This window comes from Massilia sp. P2_C2, assembly GCF_056404615.1.
The window spans coordinates 1-672 of the sequence record NZ_JBFUDR010000664.1 but is presented as its reverse complement, the minus strand read 5'-3'; the positions used below and the strand labels follow the sequence as shown (position 1 = coordinate 672).

Genomic DNA, 672 nt, shown 5'->3' with positions numbered 1-672 from the left:
ACAGCAGATCGCTCACTCAAAATACTGACCGTCACTCATTGCTGAGCAACGTATTTCTTTTGCGTGAACATTTGATAATTTAAGCATTCAGCACCCCGAAGGATGCTGGCACCTCATCAAACGCCCACACTTATCGACTGTTTATTGTTAAAGAACTTCGTATTCGGTACTGCCTTGCTGCGCTTGCGAATCGTTTTGTTCGTCAGCAGCAGAGAAGTGAGATTATGCAGTGTTTCGCGATGTTCGTCAACTTCTTTTTCCGCTTCACCACAACACCGAACCCGGCATTGCAACACCTTGATTCCCTTGGAATTTCAACGTGCCGTGAAGAGGACGCGCAGTATAGCAACCGGCATCCGGATCTGCAAGCTCAGCCGTAATAAAAATCCGACGTGCGCTGACGCTTACGAACTCGTCCGGCCCACGCCCACCATCTGCTCGAACGCCTGGGCCGCGCGGCTGCGGTAGCGTTCACGATGACGCAGCAGGAAGAAGTCGCGCGGCGGCGGATTCACGCGTACCCTGGCCAGCAGACTGGCCGCGATGTATGGCGCCGCCACCAGTTCCGACAGGCCCGCCACATGCTGCCCACGCATCACGGCCGCGCGCACGGCCTCGTTGGACGGCAGGGTCAGCGCGACCTCCAGCGCAGCCAGGTCCACACCCTCTCCC

The 672-nt window shown here is 56.8% G+C and carries 1 protein-coding gene; it reads right to left on the bottom strand.

Features of this window, described 5'->3' with window-relative positions:
- Nucleotides 1-404: 404 nt before the first annotated feature.
- On the bottom strand, nt 405-672 hold a 268-nt coding region (locus AC1DYX_RS31730), incomplete at its 5' end, for a LysR substrate-binding domain-containing protein (RefSeq protein WP_477266253.1).